Raw genomic sequence first — 25,264 nt, forward strand, 5'->3', positions numbered from 1 at the left:
ATTGCTTATGCAAGGATGCCTAGCCAGCTACCCAAAATACCGATGATAACTGTCAAGATAACCAATTTATAGGTAGTCCATTTCTTGTTCTTGATGAGATAATAAACCAAAATTGTAAACAAGGCAGGAAGCAATGCAGGGGCAATCTTGTCTAACATTCCCTGGATGGTTACAATTTTCTGATCTGCTCCTTCTGTTAATTCACCCGCCGCAAAGGTAATTGGCACCGAAATTTTTACAAAGGTTACTGCTAAACCAGAGATAACTGTCACACCGATGATATTGGCTACCTTAGAAATTGTTGCCATTTGGTCACTCAACTTATCAATCACGCTGGTACCAAATTTATAGCCATACAAACCAGTCAACAACTTGATAGAGGTCAAGATAATGTTCATTCCAAGGAAGAAAAGAATCGGTCCCATAACCAGTCCTTGACCTGCTAGAGAGGCAGCAATCGTAGATAAAAGTGGGGCTAATACAAATTGTGAAAGTGAGTCACCAATTCCTGCCAACGGCCCCATCAGAGCCATCTTAATCCCACGAGTCTCTTCTTCTGGGAGATCATTTTCTAACATGACCAAATGAAGACTAGTAATGAATGGAAGAAAATGTGGATTGGTATTGTAAAACTCACAGTTTTCTTCTAAAGCTTTAGTTAATCCTTCTTTGTCGTCACCAAAATGCTTCTTAAAAGCTGGATACATGACATTTGCATAGCCAATCCCTTGATAATTACTGTAATTGAAACCATTCTGCAAGAAGAAGGCCCGTAAAGAAGTGTTGAGATAATCTTTTTTAGTTAGTTTAGATCCAGTCATCGTGTGCTTCCTCCTGTTTCACTGCCACTTGTTCTGGTTTATTAAAGAATTCTTTAAGTGCAAAGATACTACCGACAATTGCGATACCAATTACAGGCAGTTGTAGATAAGCTGCACAAACATAGCCAAGCAATACAAACGGAATCAATTCTTTCTTAGCCATTACAGACAAAATCATTGCAAAACCGATAGCTGGAAGCATCTTACCTGCTACACTCAATCCGGTTAATAATACTGGTGGAATCATTTCAACCAATTTCAAAAGAGTATCCATTGAATAGGCACCCAAGAAACCAAGAGCAAATCCTAAAAAGGCGAAAGTAATCACTGTACCATTTGCAACACGTTTAAATTTAGAAAGGTTTCCTGCACGAAGATGTTTGATAGCTGATTCTGGAGCACCCGCATGTAAAGTATATGCTGAAGTTTGTAAGAATTGAATACCTACCGCAATAGGTGTTGAAAGTGCTAAAGCTGCTTCTGGTGTTACTTTTCCAGCACTTGTAATAGCCATCAAAGTACCAAAAATACCAGGTCCGATTGGATTTGGAGGAACGGTCCCCCCAGCACCAACACCAAATCCCATGTATGCCAGCTCACTGATAGCACCCATAGCTAAAGCCGTTGGTAGATCTCCTAAAATGATTCCGACCCCAAAAGAAAGCACGATACATCGGTTTGTGTAAAGCCCCAATAATAGACCGCTAAAACAGAAAGCTGTCCACAGACCAATAAGAGCTGCTTGAATTAGACTGATCGTCATGATAATTCTCCTTATTTTTTAAATATAATCCAATATATTAACTTCAACTGCCCCATCATTACCAGAAGGCGTTGTCTTTGTGTTGAAGCGAATCTTATAAACATCGTTCAACTCTCTCACTATAGCCTTATCTTCTGAATCCAAAAAGATAGACCGTGTTACTTGCGTTTTTCCAGGCGCATTATGAATATTTCCAATATTTAATTCTGTGATTGGTACTCCCCCTTTAACCAAAGTTAGTGCATCTTGCAAATCTTTAATAACTAAGAAAATAGTTTGAGCAGGATTAGCCTTATGAATCACATCAATCACTTTCTGCAAAGAGAAGAAACGCATAGCTACTGAATCTGGAATAACCGTTTTCATTAATGTCTGCTGAATCTTATCTTCACTAACCTTATCATTTGCCACGATGACAGTATTACAACCTAAGGATTTAACCCATAGTTGTCCCTGTCCATGAATTAGTCGCTCATCAATACGAGCCATTACAATATTTGGTGTTGCCATTTTAACCTCCTACCAATATAATTCCCAATCTTTATAAAAACGAAGCAAAGCTTCTAAGTAATAATAATCGCCCCAAGTATTTCCTTCATTGACACCTTTTCCTGAATGCCAAGAGTAGACCCCATGTAAAAGCAATGGGCGACCGGGAGCTAACTCACGATTAGCATAGTTATCAATCAAGGACCGTAGCATCGTGTGCATAGCATATTTATAAGTTTCCTTGTCCTCATCAACTTCTGGCAAATATTTAAGCATCTCGTGAATACCACAAACCGCTATTGCTGTCGCAGAAGAATCACGAGCGTGCCCACTACCATCATTAAAAATTAAATCCCAATAGGAAACGTTATCCTCTGGCAAACGATTAAGAAAGTAGTTGGTTACTCCTTTAAATAAATTTAAACATGCGGGATCTTTAATTTTACGGTAAGCTAACGGAATGCCGTAAATACCCCAAGATTGACCACGCGCCCAGGAAGAGTCATCACTAAATCCTTGTCGGGTAACCCCTTTGAGCGGTTTTCCTGTTTCAGGGTCAAAGTAATAGGTATGAAATGTTGAAGCATCATCTCGAATAACTGTATTAACAGAAGCGTAGAAATGACTAAGAGCTACATCATAATATTTCTGCTCACCTGTCTCCTCATAAGCAAAGAAAAGTAATTGTAAATTCAGCAAACAATCAATAATCAACCGATAATCTTCTGCTTTACCAAGTTGCCCCCAGGCCTGAATAAAACCTCCCTTTTCTTGATAGCGCTCCATTAATTTATCAGCAGCCAAGAGCGAAGCCTCTAAAGCCTCTTTACTACCTGTCAATTTATAATCAGCTACCGTTGATGGTGAATACAGAAATCCCAAATCATGATGATCTAATTCAATTCTTTGTTTGACACGTTCCAAGAAAGACGTCGTATTCTTTTTTGCTAACGCTTTCATTTCATTGTTCAAAGAATACTCATGTCCTAACCAAAGCTCGCCCGTCCAAAAACCATTTGTCCACTCTGTATTATCCATCTTTGGATAATGGTTATCAAATGTGGCCGGAGTCGGGAACGATTCACCAAAATATTCACAATTGATAACAAGTTGTTGAATCGCCAATTCTATTGCAGCCTCAACTTCTTTCTTACTCAATAGAGTGGAATTTCTAAACTTTCTTTTTTTAGCAATTGACTCAATCAAAACATCCTTAATCATGCATTTCTCCCTCATATACCATCTTCAAATAACTCTTCATCATAGTTATCCTCTGCTAACAGACTGACCGAATCAACGATTCCATCTTTAGAGGTGGTAATCAATTTACCAACCAATTGTTCTAAATCATCTGTTAACCGTGAAAAATTCGCTTCCAAAATCATTGCAAGATTTAAACCTGAAAGAACGACAACATTCTGCTCTTTCTGTTCTGTTGCTAATTCTACACTAACTTTAAAAGGCGTACCTCCTAGTAAATCAGTTAAAATCAAAACTTCTCTTTCGCCTAATATAGCTGATTTGATGCGTGCTTTTAGTTCTTGCGCCGACATTCCTTCACTAAAATCAATTGCCTCAATATTCTCCACCTCTCCTGCAATTAACTTTAGTGAAGTAAGAATCCCACTAGCAAACTGTCCATGAGCAACGACAATCACTTTAATCATAATTCTCTCCTTTTAACTTTACCGGTTTACCTACACTTTGTATTGTAGACTATTGACAACCACTTGTCAATAGATTTTATAAAAAAATGTAAGCGTTTTATATTTTGTTGGACTTTTATTTAAAAAATATTCTCCAGCTCCCTCTTTTCATAAACAGGAGTACCAAATATCTCCATGTTTCCGTTCAAAATTTCCCCTGTAACATCTCACTTTCTCCCACATTCAACCCCGTTGGAGGCAGGAGAAAGTGAAAACGTTAAAAATACAGTCCTTATTTTGAAATAAACTACCTCATCTTATCTCTAACACTTGTATAAGAGGACGCTAATTCTTGAATTGTACCGAACTCTCCTTCAGTAGCTAATTGATTAAATTCCCCACCGATACCAAGAACAGTTGCACCAGCGTTAAACCATTCTGAAACATTATTAAGATTTACTCCACCGGTTACCATGATTGAAACATACGGTAATGGTCCTTTGATTGCAGTAATATAGTTTGTCCCCAAAACACTACCAGGAAACAGTTTAACCATTTCACAGCCTGCTTCCAAAGCATTTGTAATCTCCGTTAAAGTCATACAGCCCGGAAGATATGGCACTGCATAAAGATGACAGATTTTTGCAACTTCTATATTAAAAGATGGTGAAACAATATAACTTGCTCCTGCCATAATGGCTTGCCGTGCCGTTACAGAATCTAGAACCGTTCCAGCCCCAATTAAAACAGAAACATCATCTTTATGGCATCGACTAAGTTCTGTAATAATCATATTCGCGTCAGGATTTGTATAAGCAACCTCTATAGCTGTAATTCCTCCTGCAATACAGGCCTGTGCCGTCTTAAATCCGACTTCTTTGTCATCTCCTCTAACGACTACAACAAGCCCTTGCTCCTTCAATTTTGAAATAATTTGTGATGGACTCATTTTTTCTCCTTTATCGTATAATGTCATTTTTCCCCTCTAATAAAGACTCAACTTTTCTAAGAGATTGCCGCATGTGATCCCCTTCTATGCTGCATTTATAAGTTCCACTAGCAACTGCAAAATCTAAAATAGCCTTTAACGATGTCCCCTCTAACAATTTATATAATGCCCCAGCAACAAACGCATCACCACTGCCAACACGTTGTAACACCTGAGTTTTCAATTCTTGAGAGCAACAAAATTCATCAGCCAATCCGTAAGCCTTATACAAATTTCTGCCTAGTTCATCTGTCTGCCTAATCGTATGGAAAATTGCTTGGAACTTATAGGCTTCCTTTAAAGTTTGCATCCGTTCTCTTATTGTATGGACAGTAGCCGTATCTCTTTCAAATAATTCCCAATCTTTTTCATTAGCCATAATAGGTTCCAGACCAAAACAATAGTCTACATAGGTCGCAAATTGCGAGAACACTTTTTTTGCATCTCTTAATCCAATCATCTTAGAACGCCAATTAAGATCCATCGAAATCGGAATTTTACGACGCTTTGCTTCTTTTAATACTTGAACAAGCCATGCCCTAACAGCTGAACCAATAGCCACGGTGATACCACTAAAGTGAACCAACCCAACCTCTAAAAATAATTGTTCCATATCAAAATGATCGACTTGAATAGCTTCCAAACTAGACTGGCCACGATCATAGTAGACTTGACTAGAACGGCAACCAAATCCTGCTTCCATGTAGTATACCCCCACACGTTCCCCCTTACGTTGAACACTGGAAGTATCAATCCCTTTCCCATCTAAGAAATCTAAAAATCTATCACCTAGAGAGCCTTGTGGTAGTGCGGTCAAAAGCTTGGTTTCACATCCAAATCCTTGAAGATTACAAGCGACATTGATTTCTGAACCTCCAAAAAACACACGACTTTCTACACCATCTGTCAATTCTTGATAATTTGTTGGTGTAATGCGAATTAAAGGTTCACCAATCAGTAATACCTTCTTCATAACCGCCCCCACTCTTTAACTTTCTAATACTGTTTTTAAATATGCTGCAATTGACTCGTCCTGACAGTTGGCAAAGAAATATTCTTGGAAATGTTCACCTGAAATAGTTTCTTTCAAAAAATCTTGATCAATTTCCTGAAGTACTGTCAGTAAGTCTTTATAGGTGACTGCTTTCATTTCATTCAAAATACGAGCATTTCGTTGTTCCGGAATAACGCGTTCACGGGGATATCCGCCCCCCATTTCCTCTGCAAACAGTCGCTCAAAAAGTAATTTGAGATTTAATTCAGCTCCCCAACCGAATCCCTTTGCAAATGGCAGAGACAAAGCATTTCCTCCATTTATCTGTGAAAAGAGGTATGCATCCGTAGGATCTACCGCGAAGCCACAAACTACCCCTGGAAAACTATTAGCCGCCAACATGGCACCTACCCCCGTGCCACAACCTGTAATAACAAAATCCGCTGCCTTACTAACTAGAAGGATTGAAGCCAACAGACCATTTTGTACATAAGTCAACTGACTTTCTCCCTCTTTACCATACATTCCATAGTTAAAAACATGATACCCTTTAGCATCTGTTACTGACTTCAATGTTTCAAAAATAAGACTATTTTTAGCAGCCTGACTATTTTCATTAATAAGTGCAATTTTCATCGTTTTTTCCCCTTCTTATATCAAAATTTGTTAAATTTGTTAATTCGTTTATTACGCTTCCGGCTGTTTACCAATGTAAGCTAGAATTCCTCCATCAACATAAAGAATGTGCCCATTCACAAAATTACTAGCATCACTTGCTAAAAAGACTGCTGGACCCATCAAATCCTCAGCTTCACCCCAACGAGCTGCAGGGGTCTTCGCGATAATAAATTGATCAAATGGATGACGAGAACCATCCTTCTGGAGTTCACGTAACGGAGCTGTTTGTGGAGTTGCAATATACCCAGGACCAATGCCGTTACATTGTATATTGGCTTCACCGTATTCCGAAGCAATATTCTTCGTCAACATCTTAAGCCCACCTTTAGCCGCTGCATAAGCAGACACTGTTTCTCGTCCTAACTCACTCATCATGGAACAAATATTGATAATCTTCCCATGCCCCTTTTTAATCATAGATGGAATAACCGCTTTAGAAACAATAAACGGAGCATTTAGGTCAATATCAATAACTTGACGAAATTGAGCTGCTGTCATTTCAATCATTGGAACCCTACGAATAATACCAGCATTATTCACTAGAATATCAATAACTCCAACTTCTGATTCAATTTGAGCAACCATAGCCTGTATTCCATCCTCATCAGTTACATCGCAAACATAGCCATGCGCATTAATACCTGCTGCCCTATAGGCTGCCATTCCCCTATCAACCAACTCTTGATTAATATCATTAAAAACAATTGTCGCCCCTGCTTTTGCATAGGCCGATGCAATCGCAAAGCCAATCCCATACGACGCCCCTGTTACCAAAGCAATTTTTCCCTTTAGAGAAAATTGATCCAATGAAAATTGCTGATTCATATTCGTAACTCCCTTGTATTTTAATTTGTAAAGCGTTTACAAATTGTATTGTAATATAGTAAACCGGTTTTGTCAACGGTTTTTATCATTTATTTTAAATACTTTCAAAACGAATCTTGATATAATCTTATAAAATTCGAGTATCTTCATTCCCCAAGCAATAAAATATACTTAACACAAATATGATTTTCTTCTTCGATTTTATCAATCATTAGTAAACATTTTACATGTCATTATTCATATATTATCCAAAATTGGCTATACTACATTCACGAAAGTAAACCATACAAAATGGGAGCGGGAAGTGATACGACTGACTCCCTCACTACCAATTTCCCACCTCAAACAATCTCCAGAATATTCGAAAACTCAACTACTCCGCCGAGATGTTAATAGGAACTCAAACATTAACATTTTTACCCTGTGTTTACTACTCTAAATAAAAAATACCCTATTGCAACGTGCAACAAGGTACCATCTATCTCAATCATATATTCTGTAATTCATTTTATATAGTCATATCAGTTTATCTTTGATTACTTCGACGAGCGAGGAAACGTCGTTTCCTTATTTCCAACCTAGAACAGCTTTTAGGCTGTTCTAGCAACCTGTAGCTTTGGTTACCTACAGGTCAATGGTTCTGCCGCGAGTCCTACTCTCTATAAGCGTGGATTACAATTGTACCACTTAGTCATTTCGTAGATGACTCAAACCTTGAAGTCCTAAACTCCTTCAAGATACTTTCCATTCAAACATTATTTCAATCCTTATTTCTGTCCAAATTCACCCAGTGATTTGGGATAGAAATAGGGATTCCTCATCGCTCTGCGATGATAAAACTTAATTGTCAAAAGTGTACATGAAAACAAGTACTAACTTTAAGCTATTCTTCCTGTCATCATCCCCCAAATAAAACCAGATAATTCCCGTGCAATAGCTGCTTTAGCAACATTTTGTTTCTTATTTTTTCCTAGAACAAGTGTGCGATAACGTCGTCTCAAGCGTTCATTAGCCTTATCCGCATAAGCAATCACCTCCACTCGGTTTCCACTTTGTCTCCTTTTCAATTCTTTGGATTTATACCCAATCGTCCCCTTAGCCAATGATTGTGCAGCTTCTATCAGAAGTCGTCTCACATGGCTATTCCCATCTTTGGTGATAGCACCTCTTCTCTCCTTGTCGCCGCTAGAGTTTTCGCTAGGAGTCAGCCCAAGATAAGAAGCAAAATGTTGAGCTGTCGCAAAGCGGTTAAAATCACCGATTTCCGTCACAATGGAAAGAGCGGTTAGTGTTTTAATGCCAATAAAGCAAAAAAGCTGAGAGACCTTCTCTTGATAACTGTCGCTTTGACCCAGTTGCTCAATTCGCGCATCATACCGTTCTATTTGATCTACTAATTTCTCATAGGTCAGTAGATATTCTGTCAAAATCTCTGCGTAAAGTCCATCAAGATTTAGGGAATGGAGCCAGCGGACATGTTTCTGTGTCCAATTACTGCTTCCCTCGGTATAGCGAAAATCATGTCGGAGACAGAAGGCAAGAACTTGTTGTTTGATTTTCTTCAGAGCCACTTTGTGGTCTGTTCTCATGCGGATATATTCTTTGACTTGTTCATCCTCAGCAGTAGGAATATGAACAGGCCGATAGCTACGAAAGGCCAGAGCTTTTGCGAGCTGAGCTGCATCTTTTTTATCAGTCTTAACACGCTTAGATCCTTCCTTCATCACCGTTGTAGGCGCCATCACGATACAGGGAAGCCCGTGAGCTTGTAGCTGGTGATATAGGGTAAATCCAAGACATCCGGCTTCGTAGCCACATAACACTTCTGCATCTTGACCATATAAACGACGAAGCTCATTCACATAGTTCACAATATAGCTAACATTTGGACCAACTTTAGTGCTATGTTTGAATTGATTGGTCATCATATCATAATAGCAGAGTGAAAAACTTTCTTTGTGAACATCCATTCCGATGAAAAGTGTGGTAAAATGAAACATATAAGACCTCCAATTGAGTGTGGTAATTCCTGTTAGAAGTTGATTGTTTTTTTATTCTAGTGTACAGGTAAATCCACGAATTCTCAACTGGGGGTCTTTACATATTGTCTATACCAAAAATAGAATCATCAAATAGGAAATTCCATTATTTAACATATGTAGCGCAATCGGATAGCGAATATCTCGTCTAATTAAATAGAGCCAACCAAGATTGAGACCCATAGTGAAATAAATTAAAAACTGCGGAATGGTTGTTGGCATATGGACCAAACTAAACAAAGAACCCGTTACAGCAAGATAGATTCCAACAGCCTTCATATCTGCCATTTTAGGGAAGAAATAGGTCGCCAACAAACCTCTAAAAATCAACTCCTCTAAAATCGGGGCAAAGATTACGACTGATAAAAATGAAACCAAGGGGTAGGCAGACACAAATTGGATGACCAAGGTTTGATTTTGACTTTCAGATATAGGTATCAAAAGTTGGAAGATAAAAAATGCAATATAGAGTAATAACGGCCATTGAATCTTATGGAACCATGAAGCTGTCACACGATAGTCAACAGAATGACGTGGATAGATATACTTCCATAACAGAATAATGAGCGCAATGGAAAGAACGATACCAACTATCGCACAAATCCAAATTGTACTGTCAATCAACTGGGCAGGTATATCTGGTATGCTTTGTAAAGTTGGTCCTACCATCAGAAAACCTGAAGCAATTTGATAGGCAACAAAGTATAGAAATAGTAATGCGACGTGTTTGATAAATTTTAACATATTCCCTCCCTAAAAGCTCAAGTCAATAATATTATCGACTCGTACTAACTTGGTTTCAATCTCCCCATTCGCTAATTCACGAGAAATTTTAACCCATTCCTCATCAACTGCCAAAATGGTGTATTCATAAGCAATAGAAAATTCCTCATCAAAGCGGATTTTAGCCTTACTTCCGACCAATTCTTTCAATAAAACTGACATCTGATTTTCTCCTTTTGTAGTTTTCTGCAACTTTTTTACCCTAGTTTGCAACTGCTTCACTTTTTTCCTATCTGATAGAGAATTGAAAAATAGAAATCCCACAAGAATCCATAAAAATAGTTCCATTGTATCCTCCTATATCAACCCTCCTATATCAAGCCCAGACTTTGCATCAGTAGCATCAACAAAAATCCGATAAGATTATTGAGACTGTGTAGAATAAGTGCATTGGTATATTTGCCAGAAATACGATAGGCGAGTCCCAGGACCAGACCCATACCTCCGTAGACAACCCAAGATCCGATATTGGTCGGATTGTGAATAAGTCCAAACAGAAAACTTGATAGCAACAATCCAACATTCGAATCCTTACCAAAGACTTTCCCCATGAGAATGCCACGGAAAATTAATTCTTCAAGAACTGGAGCAAAAAGTACAGCAAAGAGAAACAAAACTAAGGTTGGCAAGCCTGAATTATTGATGATTTCCTGATTGGCAGTCGTTTGACCGTATCCCTCTTCCAGCATAATCAATTGCCCACCAATTATTTTCAGACCAAACATAACGATAAAAGCGAGGGCTACAAAACCAACATTCGCACCCATCCCCCACTTCTGCTCACTTTTCCATAGACCTAATTTACCAGTCAAGATAAGACCAAGCACCACGGCTAACAATAAAAGGGTTGCAGCAATCAGTAGGTTATTCCCATCAAAATTTGGTAGGGCAAACATGGCCAACTGGGTCAATACATTCAGTGCAACGACAACCAATCCCACTAAGAGAAACTTCCAATTTTTAACCACATTCCAATCTTTGATACTTCCAAGTCTATTCATAGCAATCTCCTTCACATACACTAAGTCAGTTTTCATTACTTTCTTTTTCGATCAATAGCAGAGCAGGCAAGCCCAATACCATCGGCAGAAGGATATTCAGAGTTGACAAATCAATCTGCCTAGTAGCCAGCCACTCTCCGAAAATATAGCCAACTGCGTACAGACCGAGACCGATTAACCCCACGAAGTAAACAATTTTTAGAACCGATATAAACTTTTTATTCTCTTTCATAATCACTACCAAAACCTTTCCTTATTTAAAATACCGACGGATCATGCGAACCTGCATGACATTGATGTAAATGTGAAGAAAGGCAACAACTAGAAAGGCTGTAATTTGTCGCTCCTGCAATAGCATGCTAAGTACAAATAGGAATAGATACAAACCTGGTAACACGATTTGATTCAAAGTGAAGACGATTTGGAAACTCATTTCGTAGTTTGCTTGTTTCTCACCTTCGTCCATCGCCTCAGCAAAGTCCTTCATTTCTTTTACCGTAGCAAAAGCAGAAAGCTTATATTCACGAATTTTCTGAGTTAATTTAATAATAAATACTTGAGAAACAAGAAGTATGATATAGAAAACTAAGTCAAAAATCGATCCATACATGACCGCACTGTCTTCTAAGAAGGTAACACCAAATCCTAGAACCAAATTTAACAGAGTCAATGATACGGCAACATTAAATGAAATGGTCGCGTACTCTAGGTTACGATACATTTTCTTATATAGTTCATCAACATGTTCCTCATCCTCATCTGAAATGGAATGATAAAGTTTATAATTTTGATTAGCTTTAAGACCAAAGAATACAGTTCCAGCGAAAATTACAAATGTAACGATACGCAAACAAATTAGAAAGTTATCTAAATTGAGATAAGAAGGTAGGCCAAATTTTTCATTAAGCACTCCAAAGAAGCCCACAAAACCACCACAAATGGCTGAAATAAGCAAATAAGAAATATTCCTTATCCATCTTTGTTTCGTTGAAATTTGTTTCCCCTGTTTCATTCTTCTACCTCCACTAATTGAAAGACATTCTCCACATTTTCATTAAAAATCTGTGCTATCCGCATGGCAATGACCACCGAGGGCGTGTACTCCCCACGCTCTATCAGACTAATGGTCTGCCGTGATACTTCTGCTAATTTTGCCAGCTCAGTCTGGTTGAGGCTATCTCGTGCCCGCAACTCCTTGAGCCGATTTTTTAAGACATATTCCATGATGTTTCCTTTCTAGGCTTGGTAGATAATCAAGCCTGTTTCTGTGTCTTCGACAGCTATATTTTCCTTGGCAAACTTGACCAATAAGAGATAGGCATAGTAGAAATCGCCTGCACAAGAGGCCGCATGCATGGTTGCCAGCATGAAGTAAAGAGTGGTATTCATCATCCCAAATCCTGCTAACATGGTCAAGCCCAAACTAATCACAACAAAGGGAGCCAAGCTGATTACTAGCATTTGCATCCGAGTGTAGAGCGAACCTGGACTGGTCGCATAGGCCATGCCCGATTTCCATTTAAACCCGTATTTGACAGGATTTTCAAGACAAAAAACTTTGAAGAAGATGCCGTGGATTGCCTCGTGCACAACTATTAAAAGAATATAGAGAGGGAAAAGCAACCATACCTCCGACACGGTCAGTTCCAAGTATTGCGAACCGTTAGCTATCAACCAACTGACTATCATTCCAAATACGAAGGCAAAAGGAAAGATGAGTGCCACAGCAAGAATATTCAATCCCCAGACAAACTTCTTATTTTCCATGATATTGACTTCAAATAATTTCTTTTTAGCTTCCAATTTTCTTCTCCTTAGATTTCATTTTGTAAAATAGCAGAGCTGTCACCAATGTCGCCAGCAATGGAGGAAATAGATAACTTCTCTCAGTCAAACTCATCTCAAAGCCTAACAAAGATAAAACTTTAAACACCAAAATATTTATCAAGAAGAGTACGAAAAATAGTAGGACTACTTTCACTCCGTTTTTAACTGTCTTGTTCATTCTTCTTTTCCTTTTCTCTGCCGAGAGTGGTTTTCAAAATGAATAGGGAACTCACCATCATCAAGAGTGGTACCATATCTATAGGCTGACCAAATCCAAGAATTTGAACGAAAGCATATATCAAAAATAGAGCAATTATAACTTCCAAACCTCGCACAACACTTGTTCCTGTAATCAAAATTCCTTTTTTATTGCTACTGGTTTTCATAATTTTCCACCACCTACTACTCGACTAATTTTACTACTTTACCTTTGACTCTTTTCTGCCACCTAGTTTCTTCAAGCTTCCAGTTGTCACTACGATGGCACAAATGGCAAGAGTCACATGAGTCTGATCCAACTGCTGCCACTTCATAATGTCAGCTAGTAGGACAAAAACTAGATAGATGATCGCGATAAGTTGTACAAAACCTACCATGTCACTATTGTTTATCTTTTTCATATATAGTTCCTACTTTCTGTTTATTTACCAGATGAATTCGTTTTCATCTTTATCTCAATATCATTGTAACACTTACTTTTCTTTTTGACAACTATCGTTGTCAAAAAAATAATAATTTTTGTCAAAAAGTTTATGAAGTTCGTCAAAATGACTAGAATAACATGCAAAAAACTCTTCTACCCAATGGATAAAAGAGTTTATTGAGCGATTATAGATTATCAGCTACGCTGTTCAAGAGGGTTTGGATTGCAGAGGCATCGCTGCCACCGGCCATGGCCATGTCTGGCTTACCACCACCACGACCTGCTACGATTGGCGCAAGGACTTTGATGAGGTTACCTGCATGAACATCGCTTGACTTGCTTGCTACAAGGACATTGACCTTGTCACTGATTGCGGCAACCAACACCAAGACATCAGAGTAGTCTTTCTGCTTCCAGTTGTCAGCGAAGGTACGGAGGGCACCTGCGTCTGAAACTTGGACTTGGCTAGCAATGTAGCGAATGCCATTAGCATCTTTGACATCTTTGAAGACATCACCAGCAGCGGCTGCCGCTGCTTTTTCTTTCAGAGCTGCATTTTCTTTTTGCAGGTCACGAACTTGCTGAGCAAGACTTTCAACCTTGTTTGGCACTTCCTTGATCTGCGGCGACTTGATGGTTGCCGCTACTTCTTTGAGGGCATCTTCTTGGTCACGATAGGCAAGGAAGGCTTCACGGCCTGTTACCGCAATGATACGGCGAGTACCTGAACCGATACCCTCTTCTTTCAAAATCTTGAAGATACCGATTTCAGCGGTGTTGCTAACATGGGTACCACCACAGAGCTCCACAGAGTAGTCACCGATAGTAACAACGCGGACTTCTTTACCGTATTTTTCACCGAAGAGGGCCATGGCACCCATTTCCTTGGCTGTGTCAATATCTGTCTCAACTGTCACAACTGGAATGGCATTCCAAATTTGCTCATTGACTTCTTCTTCAATACGACGAAGTTCTTCCGCAGTAACTGCCTCAAAATGAGTAAAGTCAAAGCGGAGGAAGTCTTGCTCGTTCAAGGAACCAGCCTGTGTTGCATGCTCGCCGATAATATTGTGAAGAGCTGCATGGAGCAAGTGAGTTGCTGTGTGGTTCTTCTCAACACCCTTACGGCGTTTTGTTTCGATTTCAAGTGTGTAGGTTTGACCAACTGAAATGCTTGCGGACAGCTCAACTGTGTGTAATGGTTGACCATTTGGTGCTTTCTGCACATCGATGACAGTCGCAACAATGTCTCCAGTAGCATTTTTCACAAAACCATGGTCTGCAACCTGACCACCCATTTCTGCATAGAATGGTGTTTGGTCAAAGACAAGGAGGGCTTGACCTTCTGAGACTGCTTCTGTACGCGCATTATCAGCCACAATGACAGATAAGCTTGCTTCAAGAGCTGTTTGGCCATAAACAAAGGTCGACTCTTCTGTGATAGCAGCCAGGGTTTCATTTTGCATCCCCATTGAACCACCTTTGACAACTGAAGCACGGGCACGGTCTTGTTGCTCTTTCATAGCCGCTTCAAAACCAGCAATGTCAAGGGTCATACCACGGTGCTCAGCCAATTCTTCTGTCAATTCTACTTGGAAACCATAGGTATCATAGAGTTTGAAAATGTCACGACCATCAATCTCAGACTTACCTTCTGCTGCCAATTTATCCATCAATTGCTCAGCAAATTGTGAACCTGTATGGATAGTACGAGCAAATGACTCTTCTTCACTCTTAACAATCTTCTCAATGAAGGCACGTTTTTCAAGTACTTCTGGATAGTAACTTTCCATGATATTACCAACTGTCTCCACCAATTTGTACAAGAATGGCTCTGTAATGCCCAAACGTTGACCATGCATAGAAGCACGACGAAGGAGACGACGAAGGACATAACCACGACCTTCATTTCCAGGAAGGGCACCGTCACCAATGGCAAAAGAAAGGGCACGGATATGGTCTGCAATAACCTTGAAGCTCATGTTGTCGCCATCTTGGTCATAGGTCTTACCAGAAATCTTTTCTACTTCACGAATGATTGGCAAGAAGAGATCCGTTTCAAAGTTGGTCTTAGCCCCTTGGAAAATAGCTGCTAAACGCTCCAAACCTGCGCCCGTATCGATGTTTTTATTTGGCAATTCCTTGTATTCAGAACGCGGAACAGCTGGGTCTGCGTTAAACTGGGACAATACGATATTCCAAATCTCAATGTAACGGTCATTTTCAATATCTTCTTCCAAAAGACGGATACCAATGTTTTCAGGATCAAAGTCAGTACCACGGTCGAAGAAAATCTCCGTATCTGGACCAGAAGGACCTGCACCAATTTCCCAGAAGTTATCTTCAAGCGGAATCAAGTGGCTTGGCTCAACACCAAGGGCAATCCAACGATTGTACGAATCCACATCATCAGGATAGTAAGTCATGTAGAGCTTGTCTTTTGGAAAAGCAAACCATTCTGAGCTTGTCAAGAGCTCAAAGCCCCATTCAATCGCTTCATCACGGAAATAATCACCAATAGAGAAGTTACCAAGCATTTCAAACATGGTGTGGTGACGTGCTGTCTTACCAACGTTTTCAATATCGTTGGTACGGATAGATTTTTGAGCATTTGTAATCCGTGGGTTATCTGGAATGACAGAGCCATCGAAGTATTTCTTGAGGGTTGCCACACCAGAGTTGATCCATAAAAGAGTTGGATCGTTAACAGGGACTAGATTTGCTGAAGGCTCAACAGAGTGACCCTTTGATTTCCAGAAATCCAACCACATTTGACGAATTTGAGCAGAAGATAAATTTTTCATAAACTAAGATACCAAGCCCGATTAGAAGGCGACTGAAAAATAGGAAACTGACAGGAACTCTTGATTTCCTAGGCAGTTTATCTTTTTTCCGAGCCTTCCGGGCGGGTTCAATTTAACGAAACAGTTAAATTAAACATTTCCTTTCATATAGTAATAATTGAGGGGAAAGTCCGTAGCCCGAGTTCATTTCAGAATAAACTCGATACCCTTTCCTTTCATAAGTGATAGTTAGGCAGGTTCAATTTAACGGACCAGTTAAACTGAAGGATTATTTCACGATTAATTCGATGCATCTTCCATCATTTCGATGTAGTCAATTGCGACCACTAAGGAAATGACCAAATCTGCATAGGAGTCCTCCAATACAGTAACGGAGTAATGAGAAGTTAAATGAAAGAGTTCTTTGGAGATTTCAGCTACGAGCATACCATCTGGCCTTTTCAAGCGAAAATCCAAATCCCAGATATTTCCGTCTAGGATTAAACCTAGATTTTCCACAGTATAGCGATCCTTGAAAAAAGTAAATTCCTTTTGCAAGTAGAAAGAATGTCCCTCTGCCATATCAATGGTAAACTGGGGCAGGAAGGTCAAAAACTTCTTAGTAATCTGACAAACTTCCCCACCTCTGGAATTGGTTACGATAAATCGTTTTGGAATTTCGAGAAAAGATCCCTCCACTTGATAAGCAAGATTCCCAAAACTATCACGAATATCAAATTTTTCACCACCAAAGGTAAAGCGCTGTTTCACTTGAAATTGCTTCATGATAACCTCCCCAAAAAAAATAACAAGAAATCAAACGAAGGGCGAAAAACCGCGGTACCACCTTCATTCAATGACTTGTCATTCTCATTTAAGAAACTGTATCCACAAGCAAAAAACTTTTATATATAAGCCACAAACTGTGAATACAGGCTCTACTATTCAATTGTAATATTAAGTAGCAAAATACTTGGCTTAGATGGCTCGCAACAACCGCCAATTTTCTGAACTAAGGTGTCAAGTACCAATTCTTAATAAGTAAATCGTCAATTACTGACCTGATGAACTAGAAGATTCTGTTGTAGAAGAAGAACTTTCAGTCGACGAAGAGCTGCTCTTCGTTGAGGAAGAACTGCTTTCTTCTGTTGTCACATACTGTGAAAGAAGATTTTGGAAAGCACTGTCTTTAACCTTAACGTTTGCTTTTTGGAGTGCTTCTTTCAGCACAGTAGCAACAAATGATGAATCTCTTTGCTTTTGTGCCAAAATAATTTCTTTCAGCTTATCTTTATAATCTTCCCATTTAGCAGATTTTTCTGATTTAGCATCCAATTTTACAACGTAATAACTCGTTGTATACGTCTTCATATCTACCGAAGAAATCACCGACGCTCCGACTTGACCTGCATCCAAGGCAAATACCGCTTTCTGTACCTCTGCTGGAACAGTTGTTGAAGTTGAATCGAATTTAACTTCGCCTCCATTGTCTTTTGTAGTAGTATCCGTGGAATTGTCTTTCGCCAATTGAGCAAAATCTGCACCTTCAGCTTGTGCAGCAGCTAAAACTTCTTTTGCTTTAGCTTCGTCTGCCAACTTGATGACACGTGCTGTTACTTCAGGTGTATAGGCGTCATAAGCTGCCTTGTAGTTTTCATCTGTCAATTCTTTCTCAGCAGCTTGTTTTACAGCATACTCAACCAATTTATTGGTACGAATTTGTTCCTTATAGGATTCTTCTGTCAATCCTGCCGAAGAAAGTGCCGCGTTAAAAGAAGCACCAAGTTGTTCTGCCTTCTTATCATATTCCTTATTTACTTCTTCTGCAGAGACTTTGTCACCATACTGATTTTCAAATACATTACTGATAACCATTGACAGCAAAACTTGTTGAGCTTGTGAGTTTGTTTTTACTTTCTCATAAAACTCAGACACAGTAATCGTGTTACCTTTCATCGTAATGATATCTTTATCAGCTGCATTGGAACAAGCAGCGAGTGTTACTGCAGCAAAGAGTGTTACTGCACCTGCGAGAATTTTTTTAGTTTGTTTCATTAAAGACTCTCTCCTTTTTTCATTAACCCCTTTATTATAACACAAAAGCTTAAAAACTTCTTAAATTTCTATATGTTTTAAGTCAACATTCTCTACATTTTTCCTCAACATAAGGAGACCGTCACTCATGGAAACAAGACTAGCAGTCACATCTGGATTATCCAAAGTCGCATCGAATAAACGTTGCAATCCCTTATAAATCGTTCGCTGCCCTCTTCTGACATCCTTGATGTCCTTGGCAACATCTCCTCCTTGGAAGATGTCATCCAAAATGATTAAACCACCTACTTTGACCTTTTTCAAGACTTCTGGTAAAAATACAATATATTTTGATTTAGCAGAATCCATGAAAACAAAATCATATGTGTTATCTGGTAAAGTAGGAAGAATATCCATAGCTTCTCCTTCCAGCAATTCAATCTGCTGGCGATAATCATACTTGGCAAAGTTTTCCTTAGCAAATCCAATCATTTCTTCATTTCGATCAATCGTCGTAATCTTCGAGTGCGGGCTATTGTCAGCCATCAGTAACGCAGAGAAGCCAATAGCAGTTCCAACTTCTAAAATACGTTTAGGTTGGAGTGTCTGCATCAGCAAGCGGAAATAAGCTACCGTTTCATGAGGGATAACTGGAATGTTTTCTTGATGAGCAAACTCTTCCAGTTCTTTCAAAAACCCTGTATTTTGCGCCTGACGTGTTCGCATAAAATCCACAATTTCTTCCTTGACAACCGGACGGCGCATATTGTGATTTGCGTTTTTACTATATGATTCAACCATAGAATCCATTATATCATAAGCCGACAAGATTTTCTTCCTCAATACACTAAAAGGTAGGTTTCCCCACCTTTTCTCTACATATTTTTGGCGTAATCAATTCGATACCCTAAATTTCCAGCTAGTTCTTGAAGTCGAATAAAAGTCGCCTGCTTACTGAAAAAGAGATAGTAACTATCCGTGTCCATATCTACTGCCCCTAGACAAAAGTTTTCATCAAGATATTTGTTATCAATGACTCTTGCCCATTCTGAAATAGATGCAATTGGACTTAATCCACCTGAATCCAATTTAAGAGAAATTCCCGCATTGCGGACCTGCTGAAGGCAATCAAAAAAGTAGATAAAATCTTCAAGATTGTCCTTATAATCACGCACACAAATATAGTTCAAATGCTCTAGTAATTTTATCAAGATTAACCAAAGATTTTCCTTTTCAGACTCTCCAACACGATCCAAGAAATCATCGAATGACTCTGAATCTAAAATACGTTCCATAAAATTGAGAATCTCGTGTGGATCACTGGCGAAGACTACTTCTCTAAGTTGGAGAAATAGTTCCCTATCACCATTTGACATTAAATCTGCTAATTCAAAAATATCTTGTAGTTGTTCTTCTGTTAACATAGTCCCCTCTCTTTATTAATTTGAAAAATCCCATCTTATATGCGGTGCTACTTGCTCTACAAAATGGTAAATATCATTAAAATCTGCACCATCAAGCCTATTCAAGCTGACGACTGCAAGTAGTACCCCCTTATTTCCTACAATTCGCAAACGTTTCGACTGATAGCCACGATAGACAGGAGAAACAAGGTAGCGAATCTCCGCAATCTCTTCTAACGAATGGCGTTGACGTTCACTCCAAAAGTGTTCTTGAAATTCTATGTACTGTGTTGTCAAGATAAAAACAGCCTTTTGCTTTCTCAATATATATAAATAAACCAGCAAAGGTTGTAAAAATATCAAATAGACAACACTTCCCACAGATGGTTCAGGTCTGGTCAAACCACCAAGACCGAGCAAGATGAAAACAAGACTAATCACACTGGGAATGACAATCGAACGTTTATAGGAAATCATTTTAGAGATGTACCCCTTTTTCAACAAGCTCCTCTAAATCAGTTAGGCGTGCTTCAAAAACTTTGAAAGCATCATTAAGATAGTCTTCTTTGGTCATGTCTACACCTGCTTTGGCAATGACATTGAGAGAATAATCTGAGCTACCAGCCTTCAAGTAGTTGAGATAGTTTTCTTTGTCTTCTGGGCTACCATTGACAATCTTATTTGCCAAAGCAGATGCTGCCGCAAAACCTGTCGCATATTGATAGACATAGAAATTGTAATAGAAGTGTGGAATACGAGCCCACTCAAACTGGATTTCTGGATTTTCTTCGGCAGAAAGTCCGTAGTATTTCTCGTTAGTCTGACCGTACAATTCATTGAGGAAATCAGCCGTCAAGACCTGACCTTCCTGGTCTGCCTTATAGATAGCTTGTTCAAACTCGGCAAATTGTGTCTGGCGGAAGACTGTACCACGGAAACCATCTAGGTAATGGTTAAGAATCGCAAAGCGTTCCTTATCATCTTCTACTTCTGCCAAGAGTTTTTCTGTCAAAAGATTTTCATTGGTTGTTGAAGCAATTTCTGCCAAGAAGAGGGAATAATGGCCATAGACATAGGGTTGAGTCTTACGAGTCAACATAGAGTGAAGAGAATGTCCTGTTTCATGGATAAGGGTGTACATGTTGTCCAAATTGTCCTGCCAGTTGAGAAGCATGAAGGCGTTGGTATCGTAGGCACCTCCTGAATATGCTCCTGAACGTTTTCCTTCATTAACATGGACATCAATCCAGCGGTTTTCGAAGGCTTCTTTTACGATAGCAGAGTAATCTTCGCCGAAGATTTCCAAGGTTTCTTGACATTTTTTAAGAGCATCTTCGTAAGAAATCTTGGTACTGAAATCTGACAATGGTGTGTACATATCGTACATTTTCAAATCATCAATACCCAGGAGTTTCTTACGCAAATTGATATAACGGTGCAAGAGCGGAAGGTGCTTGTTCACAGCTTCCACTAATGTATCGTAAACAGATTCTGGAATAAAATTAGCTGCAAGTGAGGCGTGGCGAGCTGAGTCGTACTTTCGTAAACGAGCTTTCAGGTTATTGACTTTGACATTAGATTGCAGAGTCTTAGCGTATGTATGCTGGAACTGCTCATAGGTACCGTACATAGCTTCGTATGCTTCTTGGCGGACATCACGGTTTTTAGACTCCATAAAGTGGATGTAGTTTCCGTGTGAAAGTGGCACCAAGTGACCGTCTTCATCTGTGATTTCTGGGAAACGCAGGCTGGCATTGTCCAAGACTGAGAAGGTTTCAGCTGGTGATTCGAAAATTTCGCTGGTCGCCGCCAATACTTCTTCCACCTCTTGTGACAAGACATGGTCCTTAGCTGCTAAAAGTTTTTCAAATTGATGGCTGTACTGAACAAGAGCCGGCTCTTCTACTTTAAAGGCTTCCAATTTCTCTTCAGTAATGCCCATAAATTCAGGCTCATAGAAGGCAAAAGCCTGTGAAAAGACAGCATACAAGCCCATGGCCTTAGCTTGAAATTCCTGATATTTTCCTTCGCGAGTATCTTGGTCGTTCTTCATAGACGCATAGACATAGAGTTTTTCAATGCGACGCATAAGACTAAGTTGCGTTTCGCTAATTTCTAAGAGACTTTTAGCTGAGTCCAGTAAATGACCTGCAAATTCTTTTGTTTTTTCAGTTTCAGCTTGTAAATCTGCAAGTTCTGCTTCCCAGGCTTCATCGGTTGGGAAAATAGTGGTTAAATCCCACTGGTATTTTTCTTCAATTTCGTAACGTTGTTTAGACATAATTAATCCTCCGTATTCTTTATTCTAACATAAAAAATCCCCTCTTTCCAACGGAAAGTGAGGGCTTATAGGTTACTTATTTCAACTGGAAAACAGTTTTTGCCATTCGCTATCGCAAGTCGTCACTAGGCTAACAAAGTCTACAACCTTCACCGACAGTAGTATGACTAACATAAAATATTGAGCATATTTTCAAAAGTAATATATACACCTCCATCAGCTATCTCTATTTACATTGGTTTTCTATAAATTATAGGTGGATATAGAACCTGTTTCTGCTTGTCTTCAATATTGCCGTAATACTGGTCAAAATCCTGATAAACTAGGGTTAAATCTTTTTGTATTTGGGCAAAGCCAATGGCAGAGCGGGGCAGACGGATGTGGGGGTACCATTCTTCTGCCGTCTTTGTCAGCAAATTCTCCCCTCGGCTATAAGACTCTGCCTGCAGGGCCAACCAATTGGGGGATTTGTAATAAAGCTGTTGAGCAATGTAGCGAGGCAAATCCCTATCTAACGGGCAAGTAAGATGCGATAAAGCTTGCTTGGCAAATGGCAGACGCAAGATGTCCAATAAATTTCCCTCGCCAAATGGAAAAACCTTTGTCAGACAGTGGACCTTACCTCGTAAGTCTTCGTGAATAAGGTAACGAAGACGCAATTCCTTCTTCTCATCATCCAATTCCCAGAGGTGAAACCCCATATTCATACTAAAAGAGAGAAATTGCTTGTGCAAATTGGTCAGTCGTTCCTTGAGCCACAAATCCTTGCCAAGCAACCAAAGAACCTGATAACCAGCCTCACTATAGGCTTGCGTCCTCAGCTGCAAACGAGAAATGGGCAGACTGGAACATTGGACTTCCAAAGCTAGACTATTATTAACAAATAAATCAGCGACCTGCCCTATACTAGGCAGGCATTTTTCAAGTTCAACTTGTTCGGCATTGATTAACCAACTGTACAGACAAGACTTAAGGGACAGGTGCTGGGCTGACTCATTCTCGGAAAAGTATGTGCAGTCCCGCAGGGTTACGTGGGCAAAGTGCGAACGCAGAACTTTTCCGGATTTGTATCGGACCTGTCCTCCACAACCTGGACAGCAAAAGCGACCTTGCGGCGCAGGATTTTCCAAGACATTAAAAACTTGCCCATCTTCATCAAGTGCAACTAACATAAAACCTCCTTTCTATATTAGTTCGCAAAAAAACACCCAGCTGTGCTGAGTGTTTGAACTTTCTTACCCAATCTGACTGCCGTTTGGCACTGATGGGTCTACTGTTAAGAGTGTTAAATTGCCGTCGTGTTCGGCTGAGAGGATCATGCCCTGGCTGAGCAAGCCCATCATCTTACGTGGCTTGAGGTTGGCAACGATTTGGACTTTCTTGCCGACCAACTCCTGCTCATTTGGATAGTACTTAGCAATACCAGACAGGATTTGGCGGTCTTGGCCATCACCTGCGTCCAGACGGAACTTGAGCAGCTTGTCAGAGCCCTCCACCTTGGCCACTTCCTTGACTTCGGCCACGCGGATTTCTACCTTGTCGAAGTCCTCGAACTTGATCGCGGCTTTCTCGTTTTTCAGCTCCACGTCAGCTGGGTCCCATTCTTTTTCTTCCTCTTGGGAAATAGCAGAGCTGCCACCCATTTGAGCTTGGATATAGGCGATTTCCTCTTCCATATCCAGACGTGGGAAGATAGGTGTACCTTTTGCGACCACTGTCAAACCAGCTGGAAGACCTGCAAAGTCAAGGTTTTCAAGGTCAAATGCTGTTCCCAAACCAAGCTGTTCCATAATGGCATTAGACGTCGTCATCATAAATGGTTGAATGAGGTGCGCCACCACACGAAGACCTGCTGTCAAGTGGGCCATAACTGCTGCCAGCTTGTCACGGTCTGCTTCTTCTTTGGCCAAGACCCACGGTGCTGTTTCATCGATGTACTTGTTGGTACGGGAGATGATGTTCCAGACCGCTTCCAAGGCGCGTGGGTAGTCAACAGCTTCCATATACTTGTGGTAGCTTGCCAAGTTGTCAGCTACTACTACCGCCAAGTCCGCATCAAAATCAGTCACGTTAGCAACAAAGTTTGGTACCTGACCGCCGAAATACTTGTTAATCATCGCAACTGTACGGTTGAGCAAGTTTCCAAGGTCGTTGGCCAGTTCGTAGTTGATACGACCAACGTAATCTTCTGGTGTAAAGGTTCCGTCAGAGCCAACTGGCAGACTACGCATGAGGTAGTAACGGAGCGGATCCAAGCCGAAACGCTCGACCAACATTTCTGGATAGACCACATTGCCCTTAGACTTGGACATCTTGCCATCTTTCATGACAAACCAGCCATGAGCAACCAAGCGGTCTGGCAACTTCATATCCAACATCATAAGCATGATTGGCCAGTAAATGGAGTGGAAACGAAGAATGTCCTTCCCAACCATGTGGTAAACTGTTCCATTCCAGAACTTGTCATAGTTGGCTGTTTCTTCCTGACCATAACCCAAGGCAGTTGCGTAGTTGAGTAGGGCATCAATCCAGACATAGACAACGTGTTTAGGATTTGACGGAACAGGCACGCCCCAAGTAAATGATGTACGAGATACCGCCAAATCTTCCAAGCCTGGCTCAATGAAGTTTTTCATGATTTCATTGAGGCGGCCGTCTGGCTGGATAAAGTCTGGATGAGCATTGAAAAACTCGACCAATTTATCCTGATACTTGCTGAGGCGGAGGAAATAGGATTCTTCTGATACCCAGGCAACCTCGTGACCGCTCGGAGCGATACCACCTGTTACCTTGCCGTTTTCATCTCGGAAGACCTCTTCTAATTGGCTTTCAGTGAAGAATTCTTCGTCTGATACAGAGTACCAACCAGAATATTCACCCAAGTAAATATCATCTTGAGCCAGCAATTTTTCAAAAACAGCCGCCACCACTTCCTCGTGGTAATCATCAGTCGTGCGGATGAACTTGTCGTAAGAGATGTCTAGCAAGCTCCAGAGCTCCTTGACGCCAACCGCCATACCGTCAACGTAGGCTTGCGGTGTCAAACCAGCCTCTTTTGCCTTCTCCTCAATCTTCTGCCCGTGCTCATCAAGCCCTGTTAGATAGTAGACTTCATGCCCCATAAGGCGTTTGTAACGAGCCAAGACATCGCAGGCAATGGTCGTATAAGCTGAACCGATATGAAGTTTTCCAGACGGATAATAAATCGGTGTGGTGATATAAAACGGTGTTTTTGTCATGCTTTTTTCCTTTCAAATTCAGAGCAA

At 40.1% G+C, this 25,264-nt stretch carries 28 protein-coding genes; all 28 read right to left on the reverse strand.

All coding sequences use genetic code 11. The features are described from left to right. Positions 1-5: 5 nt before the first annotated feature. On the reverse strand, positions 6-821 hold the full coding sequence (locus tag ODU37_RS01000; RefSeq protein ID WP_002936073.1) for a PTS system mannose/fructose/sorbose family transporter subunit IID: 816 nt from the start codon (positions 819-821) through the stop codon (positions 6-8). Next, positions 808-1,584 carry a PTS mannose/fructose/sorbose/N-acetylgalactosamine transporter subunit IIC gene (locus ODU37_RS01005; RefSeq protein WP_002936077.1) on the reverse strand — a complete coding sequence of 259 codons (777 nt, stop codon included), beginning with the start codon at positions 1,582-1,584 and terminating at the stop codon, positions 808-810. The genes ODU37_RS01000 and ODU37_RS01005 overlap by 14 nt, the downstream gene beginning before the upstream one ends. Before the next feature lie 18 nt (positions 1,585-1,602). Further along, a complete protein-coding gene (locus ODU37_RS01010; protein ID WP_172060105.1) occupies positions 1,603-2,094 on the reverse strand; it encodes a PTS system mannose/fructose/N-acetylgalactosamine-transporter subunit IIB in 492 nt (163 codons plus the stop codon). 9 nt (positions 2,095-2,103) lie between these two features. Beyond that, positions 2,104-3,294: a glycoside hydrolase family 88 protein gene (locus ODU37_RS01015; protein ID WP_172060103.1), complete on the reverse strand. Its 1,191-nt coding sequence runs from the start codon at positions 3,292-3,294 to the stop codon at positions 2,104-2,106. Between the two features lie 11 nt (positions 3,295-3,305). Further along, on the reverse strand, positions 3,306-3,740 hold the full coding sequence (locus ODU37_RS01020; protein WP_014735720.1) for a PTS sugar transporter subunit IIA: 435 nt from the start codon (positions 3,738-3,740) through the stop codon (positions 3,306-3,308). A 286-nt stretch (positions 3,741-4,026) separates the two neighbouring features. After that, complete coding sequence (locus tag ODU37_RS01025) at positions 4,027-4,668, reverse strand: bifunctional 4-hydroxy-2-oxoglutarate aldolase/2-dehydro-3-deoxy-phosphogluconate aldolase (protein WP_105242749.1); 642 nt, start codon at positions 4,666-4,668, stop codon at positions 4,027-4,029. Positions 4,669-4,678: 10 nt separating this feature from the next. After that, positions 4,679-5,680, reverse strand: a complete 1,002-nt coding sequence (locus ODU37_RS01030) for a sugar kinase (RefSeq protein WP_024403201.1) — start codon at positions 5,678-5,680, stop codon at positions 4,679-4,681. A gap of 15 nt (positions 5,681-5,695) precedes the next feature. Next, complete coding sequence (locus tag ODU37_RS01035; protein WP_002936092.1) at positions 5,696-6,337, reverse strand: RpiB/LacA/LacB family sugar-phosphate isomerase; 642 nt, start codon at positions 6,335-6,337, stop codon at positions 5,696-5,698. A gap of 51 nt (positions 6,338-6,388) precedes the next feature. Beyond that, on the reverse strand, positions 6,389-7,204 hold the full coding sequence (locus ODU37_RS01040) for a gluconate 5-dehydrogenase (RefSeq protein ID WP_024413064.1): 816 nt from the start codon (positions 7,202-7,204) through the stop codon (positions 6,389-6,391). Between the two features lie 878 nt (positions 7,205-8,082). Then, on the reverse strand, positions 8,083-9,204 hold the full coding sequence (locus ODU37_RS01045; protein WP_174853682.1) for an IS110 family transposase: 1,122 nt from the start codon (positions 9,202-9,204) through the stop codon (positions 8,083-8,085). Positions 9,205-9,312: 108 nt separating this feature from the next. Continuing rightward, positions 9,313-9,987 (reverse strand): lysostaphin resistance A-like protein, encoded by a 675-nt coding sequence (locus tag ODU37_RS01050; RefSeq protein ID WP_398580400.1) that lies wholly within the window; start codon positions 9,985-9,987, stop codon positions 9,313-9,315. 9 nt (positions 9,988-9,996) lie between these two features. Then, entirely contained in the window at positions 9,997-10,314 is a 318-nt protein-coding gene (locus ODU37_RS01055) for a hypothetical protein (RefSeq protein ID WP_024395885.1), read from the reverse strand. Between the two features lie 23 nt (positions 10,315-10,337). Then, positions 10,338-11,027 (reverse strand): lysostaphin resistance A-like protein, encoded by a 690-nt coding sequence (locus tag ODU37_RS01060; protein ID WP_398580401.1) that lies wholly within the window; start codon positions 11,025-11,027, stop codon positions 10,338-10,340. A gap of 25 nt (positions 11,028-11,052) precedes the next feature. Then, the gene (locus tag ODU37_RS01065) at positions 11,053-11,259 is read right to left on the reverse strand and encodes a hypothetical protein (RefSeq protein WP_161944946.1); all 207 of its coding nucleotides are present in this window, start codon (positions 11,257-11,259) and stop codon (positions 11,053-11,055) included. Positions 11,260-11,280: 21 nt separating this feature from the next. Next, positions 11,281-12,039, reverse strand: coding sequence for a DUF3169 family protein (locus tag ODU37_RS01070; RefSeq protein WP_105141368.1), 759 nt, complete (start codon positions 12,037-12,039; stop codon positions 11,281-11,283). Continuing rightward, positions 12,036-12,251, reverse strand: coding sequence for a helix-turn-helix transcriptional regulator (locus ODU37_RS01075; protein WP_004299042.1), 216 nt, complete (start codon positions 12,249-12,251; stop codon positions 12,036-12,038). The genes ODU37_RS01070 and ODU37_RS01075 overlap by 4 nt, the downstream gene beginning before the upstream one ends. A 12-nt stretch (positions 12,252-12,263) precedes the next feature. Further along, positions 12,264-12,830: a DUF3267 domain-containing protein gene (locus ODU37_RS01080; protein WP_105141367.1), complete on the reverse strand. Its 567-nt coding sequence runs from the start codon at positions 12,828-12,830 to the stop codon at positions 12,264-12,266. A gap of 185 nt (positions 12,831-13,015) precedes the next feature. After that, on the reverse strand, positions 13,016-13,240 hold the full coding sequence (locus ODU37_RS01085; protein ID WP_012775188.1) for a hypothetical protein: 225 nt from the start codon (positions 13,238-13,240) through the stop codon (positions 13,016-13,018). A gap of 33 nt (positions 13,241-13,273) precedes the next feature. Further along, entirely contained in the window at positions 13,274-13,474 is a 201-nt protein-coding gene (locus ODU37_RS01090) for a hypothetical protein (RefSeq protein ID WP_024403196.1), read from the reverse strand. Positions 13,475-13,682: 208 nt separating this feature from the next. Next, positions 13,683-16,301 carry an alanine--tRNA ligase gene (alaS, locus tag ODU37_RS01095; protein ID WP_024403195.1) on the reverse strand — a complete coding sequence of 873 codons (2,619 nt, stop codon included), beginning with the start codon at positions 16,299-16,301 and terminating at the stop codon, positions 13,683-13,685. A 279-nt stretch (positions 16,302-16,580) separates the two neighbouring features. Beyond that, a complete protein-coding gene (locus tag ODU37_RS01100; RefSeq protein WP_024403194.1) occupies positions 16,581-17,066 on the reverse strand; it encodes an LURP-one-related/scramblase family protein in 486 nt (161 codons plus the stop codon). Between the two features lie 267 nt (positions 17,067-17,333). Then, positions 17,334-18,335, reverse strand: a complete 1,002-nt coding sequence (prsA, locus tag ODU37_RS01105) for a peptidylprolyl isomerase PrsA (protein WP_002938100.1) — start codon at positions 18,333-18,335, stop codon at positions 17,334-17,336. Positions 18,336-18,395: 60 nt separating this feature from the next. Then, positions 18,396-19,115: an O-methyltransferase gene (locus ODU37_RS01110; protein ID WP_050571607.1), complete on the reverse strand. Its 720-nt coding sequence runs from the start codon at positions 19,113-19,115 to the stop codon at positions 18,396-18,398. A gap of 74 nt (positions 19,116-19,189) precedes the next feature. After that, positions 19,190-19,738: a DUF6630 family protein gene (locus ODU37_RS01115; RefSeq protein ID WP_002938103.1), complete on the reverse strand. Its 549-nt coding sequence runs from the start codon at positions 19,736-19,738 to the stop codon at positions 19,190-19,192. Between the two features lie 15 nt (positions 19,739-19,753). Then, positions 19,754-20,194 carry a hypothetical protein gene (locus ODU37_RS01120; protein ID WP_044758942.1) on the reverse strand — a complete coding sequence of 147 codons (441 nt, stop codon included), beginning with the start codon at positions 20,192-20,194 and terminating at the stop codon, positions 19,754-19,756. Between the two features lies 1 nt (position 20,195). Beyond that, positions 20,196-21,998, reverse strand: coding sequence for an oligoendopeptidase F (pepF, locus tag ODU37_RS01125; RefSeq protein ID WP_249562224.1), 1,803 nt, complete (start codon positions 21,996-21,998; stop codon positions 20,196-20,198). Positions 21,999-22,228: 230 nt separating this feature from the next. Continuing rightward, the gene (locus tag ODU37_RS01130) at positions 22,229-23,170 is read right to left on the reverse strand and encodes a competence protein CoiA (RefSeq protein ID WP_249562225.1); all 942 of its coding nucleotides are present in this window, start codon (positions 23,168-23,170) and stop codon (positions 22,229-22,231) included. A 63-nt stretch (positions 23,171-23,233) separates the two neighbouring features. Continuing rightward, entirely contained in the window at positions 23,234-25,237 is a 2,004-nt protein-coding gene (gene metG / locus ODU37_RS01135) for a methionine--tRNA ligase (RefSeq protein ID WP_249562226.1), read from the reverse strand. Between the last annotated feature and the right edge of the window lie 27 nt (positions 25,238-25,264).

Origin of the sequence: Streptococcus sp. 2021WUSS109 (assembly GCF_044427305.1) — a bacterium.
GTDB classification, from domain to species: Bacteria; Bacillota; Bacilli; order Lactobacillales; family Streptococcaceae; genus Streptococcus; species Streptococcus suis.

Coding starts and splice junctions, on each gene's coding strand:
- ODU37_RS01025 (WP_105242749.1), bottom strand. CDS start 4,668: ATGAGTCCATCACAAATTATTTCAAAATTGAAGGAGCAAGGGCTTGTT.
- alaS (WP_024403195.1), bottom strand. CDS start 16,301: ATGAAAAATTTATCTTCTGCTCAAATTCGTCAAATGTGGTTGGATTTC.
- ODU37_RS01090 (WP_024403196.1), bottom strand. CDS start 13,474: ATGAAAAAGATAAACAATAGTGACATGGTAGGTTTTGTACAACTTATC.
- ODU37_RS01010 (WP_172060105.1), bottom strand. CDS start 2,094: ATGGCAACACCAAATATTGTAATGGCTCGTATTGATGAGCGACTAATT.
- ODU37_RS01120 (WP_044758942.1), bottom strand. CDS start 20,194: ATGATTTCCTATAAACGTTCGATTGTCATTCCCAGTGTGATTAGTCTT.
- ODU37_RS01055 (WP_024395885.1), bottom strand. CDS start 10,314: ATGGAACTATTTTTATGGATTCTTGTGGGATTTCTATTTTTCAATTCT.
- ODU37_RS01100 (WP_024403194.1), bottom strand. CDS start 17,066: ATGAAGCAATTTCAAGTGAAACAGCGCTTTACCTTTGGTGGTGAAAAA.
- ODU37_RS01050 (WP_398580400.1), bottom strand. CDS start 9,987: ATGTTAAAATTTATCAAACACGTCGCATTACTATTTCTATACTTTGTT.
- prsA (WP_002938100.1), bottom strand. CDS start 18,335: ATGAAACAAACTAAAAAAATTCTCGCAGGTGCAGTAACACTCTTTGCT.
- ODU37_RS01030 (WP_024403201.1), bottom strand. CDS start 5,680: ATGAAGAAGGTATTACTGATTGGTGAACCTTTAATTCGCATTACACCA.
- ODU37_RS01035 (WP_002936092.1), bottom strand. CDS start 6,337: ATGAAAATTGCACTTATTAATGAAAATAGTCAGGCTGCTAAAAATAGT.
- ODU37_RS01130 (WP_249562225.1), bottom strand. CDS start 23,170: ATGTTAGTTGCACTTGATGAAGATGGGCAAGTTTTTAATGTCTTGGAA.
- metG (WP_249562226.1), bottom strand. CDS start 25,237: ATGACAAAAACACCGTTTTATATCACCACACCGATTTATTATCCGTCT.
- pepF (WP_249562224.1), bottom strand. CDS start 21,998: ATGTCTAAACAACGTTACGAAATTGAAGAAAAATACCAGTGGGATTTA.
- ODU37_RS01115 (WP_002938103.1), bottom strand. CDS start 19,738: ATGTTAACAGAAGAACAACTACAAGATATTTTTGAATTAGCAGATTTA.
- ODU37_RS01000 (WP_002936073.1), bottom strand. CDS start 821: ATGACTGGATCTAAACTAACTAAAAAAGATTATCTCAACACTTCTTTA.
- ODU37_RS01065 (WP_161944946.1), bottom strand. CDS start 11,259: ATGAAAGAGAATAAAAAGTTTATATCGGTTCTAAAAATTGTTTACTTC.
- ODU37_RS01060 (WP_398580401.1), bottom strand. CDS start 11,027: ATGAATAGACTTGGAAGTATCAAAGATTGGAATGTGGTTAAAAATTGG.
- ODU37_RS01045 (WP_174853682.1), bottom strand. CDS start 9,204: ATGTTTCATTTTACCACACTTTTCATCGGAATGGATGTTCACAAAGAA.
- ODU37_RS01085 (WP_012775188.1), bottom strand. CDS start 13,240: ATGAAAACCAGTAGCAATAAAAAAGGAATTTTGATTACAGGAACAAGT.
- ODU37_RS01005 (WP_002936077.1), bottom strand. CDS start 1,584: ATGACGATCAGTCTAATTCAAGCAGCTCTTATTGGTCTGTGGACAGCT.
- ODU37_RS01070 (WP_105141368.1), bottom strand. CDS start 12,039: ATGAAACAGGGGAAACAAATTTCAACGAAACAAAGATGGATAAGGAAT.
- ODU37_RS01110 (WP_050571607.1), bottom strand. CDS start 19,115: ATGGTTGAATCATATAGTAAAAACGCAAATCACAATATGCGCCGTCCG.
- ODU37_RS01075 (WP_004299042.1), bottom strand. CDS start 12,251: ATGGAATATGTCTTAAAAAATCGGCTCAAGGAGTTGCGGGCACGAGAT.
- ODU37_RS01040 (WP_024413064.1), bottom strand. CDS start 7,204: ATGAATCAGCAATTTTCATTGGATCAATTTTCTCTAAAGGGAAAAATT.
- ODU37_RS01020 (WP_014735720.1), bottom strand. CDS start 3,740: ATGATTAAAGTGATTGTCGTTGCTCATGGACAGTTTGCTAGTGGGATT.
- ODU37_RS01015 (WP_172060103.1), bottom strand. CDS start 3,294: ATGATTAAGGATGTTTTGATTGAGTCAATTGCTAAAAAAAGAAAGTTT.